General features: G+C 67.1%; 17 protein-coding genes. 13 read left to right on the top strand and 4 right to left on the bottom strand.

Going from position 1 to position 17168, the window contains the following annotated elements:
• Nucleotides 1-71 precede the first annotated feature (71 nt).
• Nucleotides 72-539, top strand: coding sequence for a PTS sugar transporter subunit IIA (locus KF796_00830; protein MBX3585157.1), 468 nt, complete (start codon nucleotides 72-74; stop codon nucleotides 537-539).
• Between the two features lie 76 nt (nucleotides 540-615).
• Nucleotides 616-1575 (top strand): HPr kinase/phosphorylase, encoded by a 960-nt coding sequence (locus tag KF796_00825; protein ID MBX3585156.1) that lies wholly within the window; start codon nucleotides 616-618, stop codon nucleotides 1573-1575.
• A 22-nt stretch (nucleotides 1576-1597) separates the two neighbouring features.
• Here the strand turns inward: KF796_00825 and fur are convergent, their stop codons facing one another.
• Nucleotides 1598-2017: a ferric iron uptake transcriptional regulator gene (gene fur, locus KF796_00820; GenBank protein ID MBX3585155.1), complete on the bottom strand. Its 420-nt coding sequence runs from the start codon at nucleotides 2015-2017 to the stop codon at nucleotides 1598-1600.
• 84 nt (nucleotides 2018-2101) lie between these two features.
• Between fur and KF796_00815 the strand changes: the two genes are divergently transcribed.
• From KF796_00815 to KF796_00790, 6 genes are all read left to right on the top strand, one after another.
• Nucleotides 2102-2656, top strand: coding sequence for an outer membrane protein assembly factor BamE (locus tag KF796_00815; protein ID MBX3585154.1), 555 nt, complete (start codon nucleotides 2102-2104; stop codon nucleotides 2654-2656).
• Between the two features lie 9 nt (nucleotides 2657-2665).
• Nucleotides 2666-3472, top strand: a complete 807-nt coding sequence (gene dapB / locus KF796_00810) for a 4-hydroxy-tetrahydrodipicolinate reductase (GenBank protein ID MBX3585153.1) — start codon at nucleotides 2666-2668, stop codon at nucleotides 3470-3472.
• 10 nt (nucleotides 3473-3482) lie between these two features.
• Entirely contained in the window at nucleotides 3483-4184 is a 702-nt protein-coding gene (locus tag KF796_00805) for a MotA/TolQ/ExbB proton channel family protein (protein MBX3585152.1), read from the top strand.
• Nucleotide 4185: 1 nt separating this feature from the next.
• The gene (locus KF796_00800; GenBank protein MBX3585151.1) at nucleotides 4186-4620 is read left to right on the top strand and encodes a biopolymer transporter ExbD; all 435 of its coding nucleotides are present in this window, start codon (nucleotides 4186-4188) and stop codon (nucleotides 4618-4620) included.
• 71 nt (nucleotides 4621-4691) lie between these two features.
• Nucleotides 4692-7352, top strand: a complete 2661-nt coding sequence (leuS, locus tag KF796_00795; GenBank protein ID MBX3585150.1) for a leucine--tRNA ligase — start codon at nucleotides 4692-4694, stop codon at nucleotides 7350-7352.
• Between the two features lie 2 nt (nucleotides 7353-7354).
• Entirely contained in the window at nucleotides 7355-7849 is a 495-nt protein-coding gene (locus tag KF796_00790; protein ID MBX3585149.1) for a hypothetical protein, read from the top strand.
• On the opposite strand, the gene rocF is transcribed toward KF796_00790, so the two are convergent.
• Nucleotides 7846-8784, bottom strand: a complete 939-nt coding sequence (rocF, locus tag KF796_00785; GenBank protein ID MBX3585148.1) for an arginase — start codon at nucleotides 8782-8784, stop codon at nucleotides 7846-7848. The genes KF796_00790 and rocF overlap by 4 nt on opposite strands.
• Complete coding sequence (locus tag KF796_00780; GenBank protein ID MBX3585147.1) at nucleotides 8781-9932, bottom strand: ornithine cyclodeaminase; 1152 nt, start codon at nucleotides 9930-9932, stop codon at nucleotides 8781-8783. The genes rocF and KF796_00780 overlap by 4 nt, the downstream gene beginning before the upstream one ends.
• Before the next feature lie 119 nt (nucleotides 9933-10051).
• On the opposite strand from KF796_00780, the gene KF796_00775 reads away from it, so the two are divergent.
• Nucleotides 10052-10477 carry an Lrp/AsnC family transcriptional regulator gene (locus KF796_00775; protein ID MBX3585146.1) on the top strand — a complete coding sequence of 142 codons (426 nt, stop codon included), beginning with the start codon at nucleotides 10052-10054 and terminating at the stop codon, nucleotides 10475-10477.
• A 9-nt stretch (nucleotides 10478-10486) separates the two neighbouring features.
• Entirely contained in the window at nucleotides 10487-11563 is a 1077-nt protein-coding gene (locus tag KF796_00770; GenBank protein MBX3585145.1) for a DNA polymerase III subunit delta, read from the top strand.
• On the opposite strand, the gene KF796_00765 is transcribed toward KF796_00770, so the two are convergent.
• A complete protein-coding gene (locus tag KF796_00765; GenBank protein ID MBX3585144.1) occupies nucleotides 11558-13207 on the bottom strand; it encodes a tannase/feruloyl esterase family alpha/beta hydrolase in 1650 nt (549 codons plus the stop codon). The two genes, KF796_00770 and KF796_00765, sit on opposite strands and share 6 nt — an antisense overlap.
• A 234-nt stretch (nucleotides 13208-13441) precedes the next feature.
• On the opposite strand from KF796_00765, the gene KF796_00760 reads away from it, so the two are divergent.
• The 3 genes from KF796_00760 to gshA all read left to right on the top strand — a co-directional run bounded on the left by KF796_00760 (nucleotide 13442) and on the right by gshA (nucleotide 17124).
• Complete coding sequence (locus KF796_00760; GenBank protein ID MBX3585143.1) at nucleotides 13442-14329, top strand: helix-turn-helix transcriptional regulator; 888 nt, start codon at nucleotides 13442-13444, stop codon at nucleotides 14327-14329.
• 42 nt (nucleotides 14330-14371) lie between these two features.
• A complete protein-coding gene (locus KF796_00755) occupies nucleotides 14372-15724 on the top strand; it encodes a glutamate-5-semialdehyde dehydrogenase (protein MBX3585142.1) in 1353 nt (450 codons plus the stop codon).
• A gap of 101 nt (nucleotides 15725-15825) precedes the next feature.
• Nucleotides 15826-17124: a glutamate--cysteine ligase gene (gene gshA / locus KF796_00750; protein ID MBX3585141.1), complete on the top strand. Its 1299-nt coding sequence runs from the start codon at nucleotides 15826-15828 to the stop codon at nucleotides 17122-17124.
• Nucleotides 17125-17168 lie beyond the last annotated feature (44 nt).

Below are 17168 nucleotides of genomic sequence, written 5' to 3'. Positions count from 1 at the left end.
GGCTCGCCGGTCCCCGCTGTTACACAATTTGTTGCACTGCACCCCCGGGGGTGCATAATCGTGACCCGACCATGAACCGTCTCGCGTCCATCCTGCCTGCCGCTCAAGTTTTGGTGAGCGTTGATGCCACCAGCAAAAAGCGTGCTTTCGAAGAAGCCGGCCTGCTGTTTGAAAACCTGTATGGGCTGAGCCGCGCGTTGATCACCGACAGCCTGTTTGCCCGCGAGCGCCTCGGTTCCACCGGTCTGGGCCACGGCGTGGCCATTCCCCATGGCCGCATCAAGGGCCTGAAGGCGCCCATGGCCGCGGTGTTCCGGCTGGCGCAGCCGATTGGTTTTGATGCGCCCGACGAGCAGCCCGTGGGCCTGCTGATCTTCCTGCTGGTTCCTGAAGCCGCCACGCAAAAGCACCTGGAAATCCTCTCGGAAATCGCAGAGTTGCTCAGCGACGCGCCGCTGCGCGAAAAGATCAAGGCGACGACGGATGCGGCCCTGCTGCACAACACCATCGCCACATGGCAGTCAGCGCAGCCCGCCTGAGCCGCGCCTGCGCGGGGCGACCGCGCCGCTTCCCTGATGCCCGCCGCCGGCCCCGCATGGGCTGGGGCCCCGCCGCATGAAACCCACCGTTGTCAGTGCTGATGTCCTGTTCGAGGACCACCGCGCCCAGTTGCGCTGGGAGTGGATCGCCGGTCTGGGCGCCTCGGAACGCCGTTTTGACGAGGTGGCCATCCGCGCCGCGCGATCGGGCGCCGACCTGGTGGGCTACCTCAACTACATCCACCCCTACCGGGTGCAGATCCTTGGCGAGCGCGAGGTGGCCTACCTGACCAATGCCACGCCGGACGACTGTGCCCGGCGCATTGCGCGCATCGTCACGCTGGAGCCGCCCGTGCTGATCCTGGCCGACAGCCAGGCCGCGCCTGATGCGCTGATGTCGATGTGCGAGCGGGCGCAAATCCCGATGTTCGCCACGCACGAATCGTCGGCCTTCGTGATCGACGTGCTGCGCGCCTACCTGTCCAAGCATTTCGCCGACCGCACGTCGATGCATGGCGTGTTCATGGACATCCTGGGCCTGGGCGTGATGATCACCGGCGAGTCGGGGCTGGGCAAGAGCGAGCTGGGCCTGGAGCTGATCTCCCGCGGCAACGGCCTCGTGGCCGACGATGCGGTGGACCTGTACCGCATCAACCAGACCACCATCGAGGGCCGTTGCCCCGAACTGCTGCAGAACCTGCTCGAGGTGCGCGGCATCGGCCTGCTGGACATCCGCGCCATCTTTGGCGAGACGGCGGTGCGCCGCAAGATGCGCCTGAAGCTGATCGTGCACCTGGTGCGCCGCGAAACGCTGGAGCGCGAGTACGAGCGGCTGCCCTACGAGCCGCTGACGCAGGACGTGCTGGGCATTCCGGTGCGCAAGGCGGTGATCCAGGTGGTGGCGGGCCGCAACATCGCCGTGCTGGTGGAGGCGGCGGTGCGCAACACCATCCTGCAGCTGCGCGGCGTGGACACCTACCAGGATTTCGTGGAGCGCCACCGCAAGGCGATGGAGCAGAACCCCGACGGCCTCTGAGGCGCCAGGCTGGGAGGCCGGGCTACTTGGCCGGCGCGCAGTTGCCGCACAGGCCGTACAGCGACATCGCGTGGTCCTGCAGGATCCAGCCCTTGGCCTTGGCGACCACCTGCTGCCGCTTCTCGATCTCGGCGTCGTAGAACTCCTCGACCCGGCCGCACGAGGTGCAGACCAGATGGTCATGGTGCTGGCCCTCGTTGAGCTCGTAGACGGCCTTGCCGCTTTCAAAATGGCTGCGGCTGAGGATGCCGGCCTGCTCGAACTGCGTGAGCACGCGGTAGACCGTGGCCAGGCCCACATCGGAGCGCTCCTCGAGCAGCACGCGGAACACGTCCTCGGCGGTCATGTGGCGCTGGCCGCCCTTCTGGAACACGTCCAGGATCTTCAGGCGCGGCAGCGTGGCCTTGAGCCCGGTGCTCTTGAGTTCATCGATGTTCGACATGCGGGTCTTTCCTGCGGAGGGGCGGGGCTGCCGGCCGGAACCAAGCCGCTACAATGGTTCGATCATATCGCTACACCCTGACCCATGTCCGCATCTCCCCTCCGCCGTGCCTGCCTGGGCGTGACCGTGGCCGCCTGCGCGGCGCTGGCGGCCTGCGGCAGCTTTGACAGCGCCACGCGCGGTTTTGCCGGTCGCCTGACCCCTTACAAGGTCGAGGTGGTGCAGGGTAATTTTGTCTCCAGCGAACAGGTCGAGGCGCTCAAGCCCGGCATGACGCGGCTGCAGGTGCGCGACATCCTGGGCACCCCGCTGCTGACCAGCCTGTTCCACGCCGACCGCTGGGACTACGTGTTCACCTTGCGGCGCCAGGGCGTCGACAGGCAGGAGCGCAAGCTGGCGCTGTTCTTCAAGGGGGACGTGCTGGAGCGCTTCGAGGGCGACACCATGCCCAGCGAGGCCGAGTTCGTGGCCACGCTGGACCGCCGCAAGGCCGGCAACAAGGTGCCGGTGCTGGAAGCGTCCGAGGAAAGCCTGAAGGCGTTCGCGGCCAAGTCCCCCGCGCCGGCGGCCGGCACCGACGCCTTCGCCAACGCGCCGCTGCCCGCCAGCTACCCGCCGCTCGAATCTCCCGCCCGCTGAGGCCCGGCCATGGACAAGCACAGAGTGGCAGTTGCCGGCGCATCGGGGCGCATGGGCCAGATGCTGATCGAGGCCATCCGCGCCTCGGATGACTGCGAACTCGCGGGGGCGCTCGATTTGCCCACCAGCCCCGCCATCGGCAAGGATGCCTGCGCCTTTCTCGGCCAGACCAGCGGCGTGGCCATCACGGCCGACCTGAAGGCAGGGCTGCAGGAGGCCCAGGTCCTGATCGACTTCACCCGTCCCGAAGGCACGCTGGCGCACCTGGCCCTGTGCCGCGAGCTGGGGGTCAATCTCGTGATTGGCACCACGGGGTTCAGCGACGACCAGAAGGCCAGGATTTCCGACGCGGCCCGGGACATCGCGGTGATGTTCGCGCCCAACATGAGCGTGGGCGTCAACGTCACGCTCAAGCTGCTCGAGATGGCCGCCAGGGCCCTGTCCACGGGCTACGACATTGAAATTATCGAGGCCCATCACCGCCACAAGGTCGATGCGCCCTCGGGCACGGCGATCAAGATGGGCGAGGTCATCGCCGGCGCCCTGGGCCGCGACCTGAAGGACTGCGCGGTCTATGCGCGCGAGGGCGTGACGGGCGAGCGCGACCCCTCGTCCATCGGCTTTGCCGCCATCCGTGGCGGCGACATCGTGGGCGACCACACCGTTCTGTTCGCCGGCACCGGTGAGCGCATTGAAATCTCCCACAAGTCGTCAAGCCGCAGCAACTATGCCCAGGGCAGCCTGCGCGCGGTGCGCTTCCTTTCGGGGCGCCGCACCGGCCTGTTCGACATGTTCGACGTTTTGAACCTGCGTTGAGCCTGGCTCCATGAACGCGCTGGACCTGCTGACGCAAGGCGACGCCATCACCCGGGCCGTGGCGTTTCTGCTGCTGGCCATGTCGGTGTCAAGCTGGGTCGTCATTCTCTGGAAAGCCTGGCTGCTGCGCCGGGCTGGTCAGGACGTGGCCCGTTCGACCGCGGCGTTCTGGCAGTCGCCCGCGCTCGATCAGGCCCGCCAGAATGTGCTGGCCTTCGACCGCGAGGCGCTGGTGCTGCCCCTGATCGACGCCACGCGCGTGGACACCGGCGGCACCCTGGCCGGCGCGGGTGACCGGCCGCAGCAACTCACGCGGCTGCTGCGCGATGCGCTGCACCGCGTGCTGGACAAGCTGCAATTCGGCCAGGTGCTGCTGGCCACCGTGGGCTCCACGGCGCCCTTTGTGGGCTTGCTGGGCACGGTCTGGGGTATCTACCACGCGCTCACCGGCATCGCGAGCGCCGGCCTGATCACCATCGACAAGGTGTCGGGGCCGGTTGGCGAGGCGCTGATCATGACCGCCGCGGGCCTCGCGGTGGCCATCCCGGCGGTGCTGGCCTACAACGTCTATGGCCGGCTGATCGGCCGCATCGAGGCCGACCTCGAGGGCTTCGCGCGCGACCTGCGGGAGCTGCTGGCCCCCCCGGGGGGGCGCCACCCGCTGCCCGGCGAAGCCGGTTCCACAATGGTTGCTGGCGAAGCCGGAAACTGAGATGGCTTTCGGGCGGCTTGAGCGGACCCCCGGGCACCAGCCCATGAGCGAGATCAACGTCACGCCGCTGGTCGACGTGATGCTGGTGCTGGTGGTGATCTTCATCATCACGGCGCCGCTGCTGGCCAGCTCGATCCGGCTGGACCTGCCGCGCAGCGACGCGGCCACGGCCAGCGAGGCGCCGCGTTTCGTGACCCTTGTGGTGGACAAGTCGGGCCGGGCGTTCCTGAATGACCAGCCCGCCACCCTGGCCGAGCTGGCCCGCCGCCTGGGCGAGGTGGCCGCCCGCAACCCCGACACCGAGGTCCAGCTGCGCGCCGACGAGGGCGTGCCTTACGGCAAGGTGGTTGAAGTCATGGGCGTGGCGCAAAAGGCCGGCCTGAACCGCATCGGTTTTGTGGCCGAGCCGGGCGCCGCGGGCGGCCCGGCGCGCTGAACCGGACCAGCGCCTAAAATCCGTGCAGCGCGGCCCCCGGGGCCGCCAACCCTTTGCGACAAGCCCTATCCATGCAAGAGAAGTACAACCACACCGAGGTGGAGCGCGCCGCGCACGCCGACTGGAACGCGCGCGATGTCTATCGCGTGACCGAGCACGCGCTGGATGCCGCCGGCCAGCCGAAGAAGAAGTTCTACGCCTGCTCCATGCTGCCCTACCCCAGCGGCAAGCTGCACATGGGCCATGTGCGCAACTACACCATCAACGACATGCTCACGCGCTACCTGCGCATGAGCGGCTACAACGTGCTCATGCCCATGGGCTGGGACGCCTTTGGCCTGCCGGCCGAGAACGCCGCCATCAAGAACGGGGTGCCGCCCGCGAAGTGGACCTACGACAACATCGCCTACATGAAAAAGCAGATGCAGGCGATGGGGCTGGCCATCGACTGGTCGCGCGAGGTGGCCACCTGTGACCCGGGCTACTACAAGTGGAACCAGTGGCTGTTCCTCAAGATGCTGGAAAAGGGCATCGCCTACCGCAAGACCCAGCTGGTCAACTGGGACCCGGTGGACCAGACCGTGCTGGCCAATGAACAGGTGATCGACGGCAAGGGCTGGCGCACCGGCGCCGAGGTCGAGAAGCGCGAAATTCCCGGCTACTACCTCAAGATCACCGACTACGCCGGGGAACTGCTCGACAGCGTCAGCAACAAGCTGCCCGGCTGGCCCGAGCGCGTCAAGCTGATGCAGGAAAACTGGATCGGCAAGAGCGAGGGCGTGCGCTTCGCGTTCACCCACGGCATCAAGGATGCATCGGGCGCGCTGATTGGCGACGGGCGGATGTACGTCTTCACCACGCGGGCCGACACCATCATGGGCGTGACCTTCTGCGCCGTGGCGCCCGAGCATCCGCTGGCCACGCATGCCGCGGCCGGCAACCCGCAGCTTGCGGCCTTCATCGAGGACTGCAGGAAGGGCGGCACTACCGAGGCCGAGCTGGCGTTGCGCGAAAAAGAGGGCATGCCCACCGGCCTGCAGGTCACGCACCCGCTCACCGGCGAGCCCGTGGACCTGTGGGTCGGCAACTACGTGCTCATGAGCTATGGCGACGGTGCCGTCATGGGCGTGCCCGCGCACGACGAGCGCGACTTTGCCTTTGCCAAAAAATACGACCTGTCCATCATGCAGGTGGTGCATGTGGACGGCGAGCATTACGACTACGACCGCTGGCAGGACTGGTATGGCGACAAGCAGCGCGGCGTCACCATCAACTCCGACATCTACAGCGGCTTTGGCTACCAGGAAGCGGTGAACGCCGTGGCCCATGCCCTGCAGCAAAAGGGCCTGGGCGAGAAGAAGACCACCTGGCGCCTGCGCGACTGGGGCGTGAGCCGCCAGCGCTACTGGGGCACGCCCATTCCCATCATCCATTGCGACGAACATGGCGCGGTGCCGGTGCCCGAGAAGGACCTGCCCGTGGTGCTGCCGCAGGACTGCGTGCCCGACGGCTCGGGCAACCCGCTGAACAAGCGCGAGGATTTCCTGGCCTGCCAGTGCCCGGTGTGCGGCAAGCCCGCGCGGCGCGAGACGGACACCATGGACACCTTTGTCGATTCGTCCTGGTACTTCATGCGCTATTGCGATCCGGCCAATGACCAGGCCATGGTCGCCGGTGGCGCCGATTACTGGATGCCGATGGACCAGTACATCGGCGGCATCGAGCACGCCATCCTGCACCTGCTGTACGCGCGCTTCTGGACCAAGGTGATGCGCGACCTGGGGCTGGTCAAGGTCGACGAGCCGTTCACCAGGTTGCTCACCCAGGGCATGGTGCTCAATGAGGCCTTTGTGCGCATGGGCGAGAAGGCCGGCAAGCAGTATTACTGGGCCCACGACCTTGACATCGTGCGCGACGAGCACGCCAAGGTGATTTCCGCCACGGCCCGCGCCGACGGCCAGCCGGTGCACTACGAAGGCTGGACCACCATGTCCAAGTCCAAGAACAACGGGGTCGATCCGCAGGAGCTGATCGAGAAATACGGCGCCGACACCGCGCGGCTGTACACCATGTTCACGGCGCCGCCCGAGGCCACGCTGGAGTGGAACGACGCGGCGCTCGAAGGCAGCTACCGCTTCCTGCGCCGGGTCTGGAATTTCGGCGTCCGCGTTGCTACGGAAAACATAGCTGAAAGTAGCCGCCAGGCAAGGACTCCAGCCTCATTTGGCAAGGAAGCGCAGGCTTTGCGCTTTGAAATCCACACGCTGCTGCGCCAGGTGGACTATGACTACCAGCGCATGCAGTACAACACCGTGGTGTCGGGCGCGATGAAGCTGCTCAATGCGCTGGAGGCGTTCAAGGGCGGCACGGCGGCGGGCGACGCGGCGGCCGTGCACGAGGGCTTTGGCATCCTGCTGCGCGTGCTCTACCCGGCCACGCCGCACCTTGCGCACGAGCTGTGGCGCACCCTGGGCTATGCGGCGCAGCACGGCGACCTGCTCGACGCGCCCTGGCCGAAGGTCGATGAGGCCGCGCTGGTGCAGGACGAGGTCGAGCTGATGCTGCAGGTCAATGGCAAGCTGCGCGGGTCCATCCTGGTCCCGGCCCAGGCCGACAAGGCCCGGATCGAGCAGATTGCGCTGGCCAGCGAGGCCTTCCTCAAGCAGGCCGATGGCGCGCGCGCCAAGAAGGTGATCGTGGTGCCCGGTCGTCTCGTCAACGTGGTGGTCTAGGCATGCGGCGGCGCCTGCTCCTGACCCTGGTGGCCCCCGCGGCGCTGGCGGCCTGCGGCTTCCAGCTGCGCCAGGCGCCGGACTTTGCTTTCGACTCGATCTACATCGGCGCGGCCGAGAGCTCGACGCTGGGCAACGAGCTGCGGCGCAGCATGGCCTCGGGCGGCAAGGTGAAGGTGGTCCCCGCGGCGCAGCTCCACAGCGCCGAGGTGCTGCTGGACGTGCTGCAGGAACAGCGCGAGAAGGTGGTGGTGGGCCTCAACGCCTCGGGGGAAGTGCGTGAATTCCAGCTGCGGCTGCGCTTTCGCTTCAAGCTGCGCGGGCGCGACGGCAAGGAACTGATCGCACCGACCGAGATCCTGCAACAACGCGACATCAGCTTCAGCGAATCCGCCGTGCTGGCCAAGGAGGCCGAGGAAGCGCTGCTGTACCGCGACATGCAGACCGACATCGTGCAGCAGCTCATGCGGCGCCTGGCCGCCGTGCGCAGCGTTTAGGTCGGGCGGGCCCGCATCAGCGTGGTCTTGCCGAACAGGGTCTCGACCAGGTCCACGGCCAGCTCGGCTGTCTTGTTGCGCACGTCAAAGGCGGGGTTGAGCTCCACGATGTCCAGCGACGCCATGCGGCCCGTGTCGGCAATCATTTCCATGCACAGCTGCGCTTCCCGGTAGGTGGGTCCGCCGGCCACCGTGGTGCCGACCCCCGGTGCGATCTCGGGGTCCAGAAAATCCACATCCAGGCTCACATGCAGGTGGGTGTTGGCGTCAACCAGCGCCAGCGCCAGTTCCATGGCGTGGCGCATGCCCATCTCGTCGATGTAGCGCATGTCGAACACATCGATGCCCATCTCGTGCACGAGGCGCTTTTCGCCCGCGTCCACGCTGCGGATGCCGACGTGGCGCAACTGGCGGGCCTGCAGCGCGGGGCTGTGGCCGGCCAGCGAGGTGAGCGCCGGCGGCCCGTGGCCGCACAGGCAGGCCACGGGCATGCCGTGCAGGTTGCCGCTGGGCGTGAGCGTGGCGGTGTTGAAGTCGGCATGGGCATCGAGCCAGATCACCCGCAGCTTTTTGCCTTGTGCCCGGCAATGGCGCGCCACGGCGCTGATGGAGCCCACGGCCAGGCAATGGTCGCCGCCCAGCAGCACCGGCAGCCGCCCGTCCTGCAGTGCCTGGTGCACGGCGTCGTGGACCAGCGCGTTCCAGGCGACCACTTCCGGCAGGTGGCGAAAGCCGCCCTGCGGGCTTTGCCAGGGATTGGCCGGCCCCGCCAGGTTGCCCAGGTCTTCGACGGACGGGCCGTACCGTGCAATGGCCTGTGCAATGCCCGCCACGCGCAGCGCCTCTGGGCCCATGCTGGCGCCGCGGGTGCCGGCCCCGATGTCGGTAGGCGCGCCGATCAGGCGCACGGTGGGAGTGGAGGCTGAAGTGTTCATGAGGCTGCCGCCTGCAAAACGCTCATGGTACGTGGCCGGCGCACCAGCCGGTACAGGTCCTTGGGGTCGTCGAGCAAGGGGATCAGGGGCAGCGCGGTGCCCAGGCCCAGCGCCCGGGCCGCTTTGTGCAGGTAGCGCAGCGCGGAGAAGTCCTCGAGCGCAAAGCCCACGGAATCGAACATCGTGATCTGCCCTGCGTGGTCGCGCCCGGCCGCTTGCCCGGTCAGCACGCGCCAGAACTCGGTCACCGCAAAGTCGGCAGGCATCTGCTGCAGGTCGCCCTCCACGCGGGTCTGCGGTTCAAACTCCACAAACACCTTGGCGACGCGCAGCACATCGGGATGGATCTCGGTCTTGCCCGGGCAGTCGCCGCCGATGGCGTTCAGGTGCATGCCGGGCGCCAGCAGGTCGGGGGTGATGATCGCCGCGTGGGCCTTGTCGGCCGTGGCGGTGGTCACGATGTCGGCGCCGCGCACGGCCTCGGCGGCACTGCGGCACACCGTGATGAGCAGCCCGGCGGCGTCCGCCTGGCCGCGCAGGTTGCGCAGCAGCCTGGCGCTGGCCTGCGCGTCCACGTCAAAAACGCGGATCTCGGTGATGCCCAGCAGGTGGTGAAACGCCAGCGCCTGGAACTCGCTTTGCGCGCCGTTGCCAATCAGGGCCATCACGCGGCTGTCCGGGCGCGCGAGATGGCGCGCGACCATGGCGGACGTGGCGGCGGTGCGCATCGCCGTGGTCAGTGTCAGCTCGCTGACCAGCAGCGGCAGCCCCGTGGCCACCTCGGCCAGCACGCCAAACGCCATCACGGTGGACAGGCCCCGCGCCGTGTTGCGGGGGTGCCCGTTGACGTACTTGAAGGTGTAGGTGGTGGCGTCGGCGATGGGCATGAGTTCGATCACGCCGTGCTCGGAGTGGCAAGCCAGGCGGGCCGATTTGTCAAAGTCGGGCCAGCGCAGGAAGTCCTGCTCGATCAGCCGCGCCATCCCTTCAAGGCAGCCCGCGATGCCGCGGGCCGCCACGATGTCGGCCACGGCCGCAGGGTCCAGAAACACAGGGGCACGGGCGGGTTCGCGGCGGGCGGCGACCGAGAAGGTCGCCGAGGGGGTGGCCAAGGGGCTGGCGGCGAGGACGCTGAGGTGCTTGTTCATGAGATGGGCCGGTTGAGTGGGTTCTCATCAAGTCTGGTGGCCTGGGCGCACAATTCATAGTCACAGTTTTGTTCAAAATAAGCCAGAAAATTATCATTTCGCCACTCTAAAATGGCGAAATGGATGAGACGGACCATCAGTTGCTGTCCTTGTTGCGCCGCGACGCGCGCCTGAGCGTGGCGGCGCTGGCGGGCAAGCTGGGGGTGTCGCGCGGCACCGTGACCAACCGCATTCACCGCCTGGAGAACGCCGGCGTGATCGTGGGCTACACAGTGCGCTTGCGCCCCGATGCCCAGCCCCAAGAGATCAAGGCCTGGATGTCGGTGGCCGTGGAGGGCAACCAGAGCCGGGCCGTCATTGCCAGCCTGCTGGGCGAGCCCGGCGTGGCCACGCTGCATGACACCAATGGCCGCTGGGACCTGCTGGCCGAGCTGCGCGCCGAGAACCTGCAGGCCCTGTCCAAGGTCATGGAGCGTGTCCGGCTGATCAAGGGCATCAGCAGCACCGAAACCTCGATTCACCTGGAGACCTACCGGGTTTCGTAAACTCGCCCCATGCAGCTTGCCGCCGCCCAACTCAGCCAGCACCTGCAAAGGGGCCTCAAGTCCCTGTACACCCTGCATGGCGACGAGCCCCTGCTGATCCAGGAGGCGGCCGATGCGATCCGCGCCGAGGCGCGCGTGCAGGGCTTCACGGAGCGCACCGTCCATACCGTGGCGGGCGCGCATTTTGACTGGAGCGAGGTGCTCGCGGCCGGAGGCTCGCTGAGCCTGTTCGCCGACAAGCAGATCGTCGAAATCCGCATTCCTTCAGGCAAGCCGGGCAAGGAGGGCAGCCCCGCGCTGCAGCAACTGGCCCAGGCGGCGCAGGGCAATGACAGCACGCTCACGCTGGTGATCCTGCCGCGCCTGGACAAGATGACCAAGGGCGGCGCCTGGTTTGGCGCGCTCGACAGCTTTGGCGTGACGCTGCAGGTGGAGCCGGTGGAGCGCAACGCCCTGCCGCAGTGGATTGCCCAGCGCCTGTCCCGGCAGGACCAGCGCGTGGCCGCGGGCGACGAGGGTCAGCGCACCCTGCAGTTCTTTGCCGACCGGGTCGAGGGCAACCTGCTGGCCGCGCACCAGGAGATCCAGAAACTCGCGCTGCTCTACCCCGCGGGCGAACTGAGCTGGGCCCAGGTGGAGAGCGCCGTGCTCAATGTGGCGCGCTATGACGTGTTCAAGCTGTCCGAGGCCGTGCTGGGCGGGCAGGCGGCGCGGGTGCTGCGCATGCTCGATGGCCTGCAGGCCGAGGGCGAGGCCGAGGTGCTGGTCCACTACACGCTGGCCGAGGACATCCGGGCGCTCAAGCGCGTCAAGGACAGCCTGGCCGCGGGCCGGCCCCTGCCCATGGCGCTGCGCGAGCAGCGCATCTGGGGCATCCGCGAGCGGCTGTTCGAGCGCGTGCTGCCGCGCCTCACGCCCGTGGCCATCGACAACCTGCTGCATTCCGCGCACCTGGTGGACGGCATCGTCAAGGGCCTGAAGGCACCGGACTGGCCCACCGAAGGCTGGCAGGCGCTGCAGCGGCTGGCCATGCAGCTGTGCCGTGAATGCACGGTGCAGCAGGGGCCGTCGCCGCGCCGCTCATGACGGGTTTTCGCAGCTGAAGCTGGCCGCCTCATCCGTGCTCCCCGCGCCCTTGTATTTGGCGACCTTGGGGTAGGGGCACAGCGGGCGGGTGCGCACCGCCTTGCCGGCTTCCAGCCGGGTGGCCACGATGTCATTGGGCGCAACGCCTTTTTCCGACCAGGTCATGAGTGCGCGGAATGCATCGGTCCTGGGTTCCATGGGTACAGCGCCGCTGGCACCCTGTCCGAAGTCGGTCACGCCGGTACCCCCGCCGCAATGACCCATGCCCGGCACCATGTACAGGCGCGAGAATGCGTCGGCGTCGGGCACGGTCTGGCGCACCCGGTTGTAGTAGTTCACCGTCCCCTGCGGCATGATCAGGTTGTCAGACCAGCCGTGGTACATGATGAGCTTGCCGCCGCGGGCCTTGAAGGCCGAGAGGTCGGGGTTGTCGGTGGCCATGACCGGGCCGACTTTCTGGATGTTGTCGTTGAAGAAGGTCTCGTAGTTGAGGTAGTTCAGCGTTGTCCAGTCCCAGGCGGGGTCAAAGTAGACCCAGTAGCGCGCCTGCTCGATCGGGATCGGGAACGGCTGGGCACCGGCAAAAGCGCCCATGTCCGCGCCGCGCTCGATGCCTGGCCATAGCTGCACGCCACTGGCATTGCGCGCGCCGCCCCAGATCTTCTTCACGCCGGCGGCTTCGCCCGGTGTCAGGCAGGTGTTGTCGGTGCCGGTGCAACTGGCGCGGGTCAACAACACGTCATTGGCGGGGTCGTAGTCGCATTTTCGGGGGTCGTCGATCACGCCGTCCTTCACGCCGTCCTGCGCATCGCAGGCCACGATGGCATGCTGCGTCACCAGGGCCTGCTTGGCGGCTGACATCGGGCCGCCGGCCTCCTGGCGCATCGCAACCTGGGGCCAGATCTGGTACGCCTGGAAGCGGTCCCAGTGAATGGCCGGTGCGCCGGCAAGGATGGCATCGAAGTCTTCCGGATAGCGCTGGGCCATCATCAGCCCCTGGCGCCCGCCGGTCGAACAGCCGTACCAGTAGGAGCGCACCGGGTCCTGGCTGTAGAAGGCCTTGGTCAGCTGCTTACCGACCACGGCCATGAGGTGCATGGAGCGGTGGGCGAAGTCGTTCTGCAACTGGGTGTTGGCAACGCCCGGTGAGAGCATGCCAAAAGCACCGGAGAGGAAGTCGGGCAGCGGACTGCCCGCCGGGCCGGTGTGTCCGGTGTCGGTCTTGGTGCCGACAAAGCCCTGCTTGACCGAGTCCGTTGCCACGCCGAGCTGGCTGGGGCCCGCATACACGCCGTTGCCCTCGGCGCGGAAGCGGCCGTTCCAGTTGCTGCTGGGCAGCGTGACCCAGATGTTGACCTGCGGGTCCACCTTGACTTTGACCAGGCAGTACGCGCGGTCCGTGCTCGCGTCGCCGGTTTTGCCGCTGGAGACATCCAGGATCGTCACTGCGGCGTCCGCCGTCAGCCGCGCCGCGCCGATGCCCTGCATCGTGCAGGCCGCCGTGGGGTTGAAGGACAGAGCGTCAAAGTTCGGGGTTTCGGGAGCGGCGGTGCCACCGCCTCCGCCGCAGGCAGCAAGCAGGGTGGTGGCGAGGGCGCTGATCGCGGTGGCGCGGGAGCGCAGGGGGTGTGGGCGGGCGGGCAAGATGGTCTCCTTCATCATGTTTGTGATCAAGTGCAGGATTCCAGCGCCTGGGCGCGTTCGAGTCTTTCAACATCGGTTCAGGATTTCATCAACGCGCCATTTCGCGAGGGTTACTCCCGACGGCGGCCGCCACTATCAGCTATAGCAACTTGGCATGGCGCCGGGAGCCATCGGGTGGGACACTCGGGCTTGTGTTCCGGTAACCTTTGCGGCCCCTGATTTGGAGAACATAGGATGGTCAAGGCGCGGGATCGGCATGACGCGGTCAACCCCCTGGAGGAGCGCAGCCTGCTTGATGGTGAATCGATGGCGAAGTGGGTGGGCCTTCCCATAGGCTGGGTCGAGGCGGTGCCCGAGTTGACGGGCAGTTGTGGGGTGGGAGGCCACGCTTTGCTCGCGATGCTGGATTGCGGCCAGGCCCAGGCCGAGTTTCACTACGGGGCGCGGTCCTACACCTACGCGCTGGGCGCGGGCGCCATGGGCCTGTTTGCGCCGGGGGGTCATGCCGACACTTCGCGCTGGCGTTGCGACGGTGTGCGCCGCATCATGCTGGAGTTCGATCCCGGGTGGCACAACGACCCCGTGCTGGCCGAACAAATGGTCCGGATGCCCTTGCGCTCCGAGATCGAATTCCATGATGAAGATCTGGCCGCGGTGTTGCGCATCATGGTTCGCGAGGTGGCCGACGGTTGCGTGAACGGCCCGCTGTTCGCCGAGTCCCTGTCACTGGGCGTGGCCATGCGCCTGCAGCGGCGCGCGGGGGGCCGCTATGGAACCCGGCGCGAGCGGGGCAAGCTGTCCATGGCGCAGGCCAGGCATGTCGAGGACCTGGTGCGCAGCCGGCTCGCACAGAACCTGTCGATCGCCGAGCTGGCCCAGGCGGCCGGATTCAGCCCGACCCAGTTCGTGCGCCTGTTCAAGAATACTTTTGCCTGCACGCCGTACCGCTACATCCTGGATGCCCGGCTCCGGCGGGCGAGGACTCTCGTGCTGGACGGGGCCCAGCCTCTGGCGGCGATTGCCGAGGAGGCCGGCTTTTCGAGCCAGAGTCATCTCACGACGGCGTTCGTGCGGGCCTTCCACATCACGCCCGGTGACCTGCGGCGCACGGGGTTGCGCTGAGGGTACTGTGCCGAGCGGGCGCTTGCATGCGAAAATCCCGTCATGAACGCGCTGAACATCGCCGAATACACGCAGACCCTGGGGGTGCAGGCCAAACAGGCCTCAGCCCGCATGGCGTCAGCGTCAGCCGCTACAAAAAATGCAGCACTGCGGGCGCTGGCCGGGCTGTTGCGCGCCAATGTGCAGGCCCTGCAGGCCGACAACGCGCGCGACCTGGAACGCGCCACATCCGCTGGCCTGCCGGCCCCCATGGTCGACCGGCTGCGGCTCACGCCCAAGGTGATCGAGACCGTGGCCCAGGGCTGCGAGCAGCTGGCCGCCATGCCCGACATCATTGGCGAGATCATGGGCATGAAGCAGCAGCCCAGCGGCATCCGCGTGGGCCAGATGCGCGTGCCCATTGGCGTGTTCGGCATGATCTTCGAGAGCCGCCCGAACGTGACGATCGAGGCCGCCAGCCTGAGCATCAAGAGCGGCAATGCCTGCATCCTGCGCGGCGGCTCCGAGGCCATCGACTCCAACAAGGCACTGGCGAAGCTGGTGCAGCAGGCGCTGACCGACAGTGGCCTGCCCGCCGAGGCAGTGCAGCTGGTGCAGACCACCGACCGCGAGGCCGTGGGCCAGCTCATCGCCATGCCGCAATACGTGGACGTCATCATCCCGCGCGGCGGCAAGGGCCTGATCGAGCGCATCAGCCGCGAGGCCAAGGTGCCGGTCATCAAGCACCTGGACGGCAATTGCCATGTTTACGTGGACGACCCCTGCGACATCGCCATGGCGGTCAAGGTGGCCGACAACGCCAAGACCCAGAAATACAGCCCTTGCAATGCCAGCGAGGGCCTGCTGGTGGCCCGTGGTGTGGCGGCCGGATTTCTGCCGCTGATCGGCGCCATCTACGCCGCCAAGGGGGTGGAGATGCGCTGCGACGCTGAAGCGAAGGCCATCCTGCAAGAAGCCTTCGACAAGCTCAGGCTGAGCGGTCAAACACCCGTTCGGGCTGGGCCCTTCGACGGGGCTCAGGACAGGCCTGCCGAAGCTCTGCTGCAAGACGCCACCGAGCAGGACTGGTCCGAGGAATACCTCGCGCCCATCATCAGCATCAAGGTGGTGGCCGGCGTGGACGAGGCCATCGCCCACATCAACCACTACAGCAGCCACCACACCGACGCCATCCTGACCACCGACCACGTGCATGCCCAGCGGTTTTTGCGCGAGGTCGATTCGGCCAGCGTCATGGTCAATGCGAGTACCCGCTTCGCTGATGGTTTCGAGTTCGGCCTGGGCGCTGAAATCGGCATCAGCACCGACAAGTTCCACGCCCGCGGGCCGGTGGGGCTGGAAGGGCTCACTTCGCTCAAGTATGTGGTGCTGGGTCAGGGCGAAGTCCGCACCTGAGGCCGGGCGGGCCCGCGCGGGACGGCCTTGCAAGTTGGGCAAGCGCCCCTAAATCCCTACAATCCCAGTCAAATATTCCCCACCGCCACGAAGAAGGCCGCATGGTTCCGCACCTCATCACCGCCCTGACCGGCCCGATCAACGAGCTCGAGCAACGCGTGCTCGACTCCATGCCCGCGATCGAGCGCTGGTTCCGCCTCGAATGGATGGAACACACCCCGCCGTTCTACAGCTCGGTCGACATACGTAACGCGGGCTTCAAGCTCGCGCCCGTGGACACCAACCTGTACCCGGGTGGCTGGAACCACCTCACGCCCGAGATGCTGCCGCTGGCCGTGCAGTCGGCCATGGCCGCCATCGAGAAGATCTGCCCCGAGGCCAAGAACCTGCTGGTGATTCCGGAGAACCACCACACCCGCAACACCTTCTACCTGAGCAACCTGGCCCAGCTCAAGCGCATCTTCCACATGGCCGGGCTCAATGTGCGGATCGGCTCGATCAATCCCGACATCAAGGTGCCCACCGTGGTGGACCTGCCCACGGGCGAGCAGATCACGCTGGAGCCGGTGATCCGCAGCAAGCGGCGGCTGGGGCTCAAGGACTTCGACCCCTGCACCATCCTGCTGAACAACGACCTCACGGCCGGCGCGCCCGGCATTCTGGAAGAGCTGCACGAGCAGTACCTGCTGCCGCCGCTGCACGCGGGCTGGAGCGTGCGGCGCAAGAGCAACCACTTCCAGAGCTATGAAGAAGTGTCCAAGCGCTTTGGCAAGCTGCTGGGCATCGACCCCTGGCTGATCAACCCGATGTTCAACAAGTGCGGCGAGGTCAACTTTGACCAGGGCACGGGCATGGACTGCCTGACCAGCAATGTCGACGCCCTGCTGACCCGCGTGCGCAAGAAGTACAAGGAATACGGCATCAACGAGAAGCCGTTTGTGGTGGTCAAGGCCGACAACGGCAGCGACGGCATGGGCATCATGACGGTGCGCGAGGTCAAGGACCTCGAGGCGCTGAGCCTCAAGGCCAGGGGCAAGGTGCCCGCCGGCAAGGCGGGTTCGGGCACGCACGACGTCATCATCCAGGAAGGCGTGCTGACCAACGAGCGCATGAACGACGCCGTGGCCGAGCCCGTGGTCTACATGATGGACCGCTACGTTGTGGGCGGCTTCTACCGCATCCATGCCGAGCGCGGCGTGGACGAGAACCTCAACGCACCCGGGGCCAGCTTCGTGCCGCTGGCCTTTGCCGACAGCACCCACCTGCCGCAGCCCGGCGTCAAGCCCGGCGCCAGCGCGCCCAACCGCTTCTACATGTATGGCGTGATCGCCCGGCTGGCCATGCTGGCGGCGAGCTACGAGATGGAAGCCACCGATCCGGACGCCGAGATCTACGACTGAGGTCGCATTTCAGTTGCTGCGCTGCAACAAAACGCCATGATTGG

Source organism: Ramlibacter sp. (assembly GCA_019635435.1).
GTDB lineage: Bacteria > Pseudomonadota > Gammaproteobacteria > Burkholderiales > Burkholderiaceae_C > JAHBZM01.
This window is presented reverse-complemented; position numbering and strand designations above follow the sequence as displayed.

What these genes read in the sequence shown, in the direction of transcription:
- rocF (MBX3585148.1), bottom strand. Translation starts at nt 8,784, where the DNA reads ATGAACACTTCAGCCTCCACTCCCACCGTGCGCCTGATCGGCGCGCCT.
- KF796_00770 (MBX3585145.1), top strand. Translation starts at nt 10,487, where the DNA reads ATGCAGCTTGCCGCCGCCCAACTCAGCCAGCACCTGCAAAGGGGCCTC.
- leuS (MBX3585150.1), top strand. Translation starts at nt 4,692, where the DNA reads ATGCAAGAGAAGTACAACCACACCGAGGTGGAGCGCGCCGCGCACGCC.
- dapB (MBX3585153.1), top strand. Translation starts at nt 2,666, where the DNA reads ATGGACAAGCACAGAGTGGCAGTTGCCGGCGCATCGGGGCGCATGGGC.
- KF796_00815 (MBX3585154.1), top strand. Translation starts at nt 2,102, where the DNA reads ATGTCCGCATCTCCCCTCCGCCGTGCCTGCCTGGGCGTGACCGTGGCC.
- fur (MBX3585155.1), bottom strand. Translation starts at nt 2,017, where the DNA reads ATGTCGAACATCGATGAACTCAAGAGCACCGGGCTCAAGGCCACGCTG.
- KF796_00755 (MBX3585142.1), top strand. Translation starts at nt 14,372, where the DNA reads ATGAACGCGCTGAACATCGCCGAATACACGCAGACCCTGGGGGTGCAG.
- KF796_00760 (MBX3585143.1), top strand. Translation starts at nt 13,442, where the DNA reads ATGGTCAAGGCGCGGGATCGGCATGACGCGGTCAACCCCCTGGAGGAG.
- KF796_00800 (MBX3585151.1), top strand. Translation starts at nt 4,186, where the DNA reads ATGGCTTTCGGGCGGCTTGAGCGGACCCCCGGGCACCAGCCCATGAGC.
- gshA (MBX3585141.1), top strand. Translation starts at nt 15,826, where the DNA reads ATGGTTCCGCACCTCATCACCGCCCTGACCGGCCCGATCAACGAGCTC.
- KF796_00825 (MBX3585156.1), top strand. Translation starts at nt 616, where the DNA reads ATGAAACCCACCGTTGTCAGTGCTGATGTCCTGTTCGAGGACCACCGC.
- KF796_00780 (MBX3585147.1), bottom strand. Translation starts at nt 9,932, where the DNA reads ATGAACAAGCACCTCAGCGTCCTCGCCGCCAGCCCCTTGGCCACCCCC.
- KF796_00790 (MBX3585149.1), top strand. Translation starts at nt 7,355, where the DNA reads ATGCGGCGGCGCCTGCTCCTGACCCTGGTGGCCCCCGCGGCGCTGGCG.
- KF796_00805 (MBX3585152.1), top strand. Translation starts at nt 3,483, where the DNA reads ATGAACGCGCTGGACCTGCTGACGCAAGGCGACGCCATCACCCGGGCC.
- KF796_00775 (MBX3585146.1), top strand. Translation starts at nt 10,052, where the DNA reads ATGGATGAGACGGACCATCAGTTGCTGTCCTTGTTGCGCCGCGACGCG.
- KF796_00830 (MBX3585157.1), top strand. Translation starts at nt 72, where the DNA reads ATGAACCGTCTCGCGTCCATCCTGCCTGCCGCTCAAGTTTTGGTGAGC.